Below are 878 nucleotides of genomic sequence, written 5' to 3'. Positions count from 1 at the left end.
AACCCCAGTTACGGATAAGCCAAAGATTTAATCACATGAATTTTAGGCTTATTCTTTTGGCAAAGTTGATACGCACATAGTGAAGAAAATACGCCTGCTAAAAAACCAGCAATCGAACGATGTTTACTCGTAACTAAGTGATATTTTTCTTTCAATAATCCTATCAATGTTTCAATTCTTTTACGTTGTCGTAGATGAAATTCATCAGAAAATGGCAATAAGGTCACTCTCATATTTTTTCTTGGATAAGTAATTAAATCAATGCCTTGCTCTTTAAGTGTTTCTTTCAATGGTTGGCTAATGTAGCCTCTATCACCATAGACCGTTGCTGATAAGCCATTCACTAAATCCTCAACTTTTTTAAGATCAGCAATATGTCCGTTTGATAAATCTGAATTTACAATTTCACCCTCTTGATTCATCAGCAAGTGTAATTTGCAACCATAAAACCAGCCCATCGTACTTTTACCACGAGAAGCAATCTCATCTAAAGCATGATGACCTTTAGGGATTCTTTTATTTTTACAAACAGGTAAAGGTGTTGAATCAATCCATAAATATGAACTTTCATCTTTTTGGCTCAACGCATAAAGCAAAGCATGAATAGCAAGTTGGTGCTGATTGATGAGGGTAATCAGGTTTTTATAACAAGGCAAGTCTTTAAAGAGTTTGCTTTCAAACTGACAAAGCAAGTTAAAAAACATCTTAAAATTATGTACTTGAGATGTTTTATAGTAGATGGAGATAGCCACAATTTCTGATAAAGATAGCGTTGCTTGTCTGATACGTTGACGTTTGTTTTCTTGCTTGAGAAATTGCCAATAGATGGGTTCAAATTTTTTGAAAAAATCATCAACAATACAAAAAATTTCTGTAAA

1 protein-coding gene is annotated in these 878 nt (G+C 33.4%); it reads right to left on the bottom strand.

Annotated features, from left to right (window positions below; genetic code table 11):
* Positions 1–8: 8 nt before the first annotated feature.
* Positions 9–878, bottom strand: an 870-nt coding sequence (locus VF675_RS13705; RefSeq protein ID WP_440205387.1) for an IS982-like element ISAba4 family transposase, incomplete at its 5' end; no start/stop codon positions are given.

It is taken from the genome of Acinetobacter sp. Lyrl_1 (assembly GCF_051948795.1).
In the GTDB taxonomy this organism is placed as follows: domain Bacteria; phylum Pseudomonadota; class Gammaproteobacteria; order Pseudomonadales; family Moraxellaceae; genus Acinetobacter; species Acinetobacter towneri.
The sequence above is the reverse complement of the archived record's forward strand: the minus strand, read 5'-3'. Positions and strand labels throughout refer to the sequence as shown.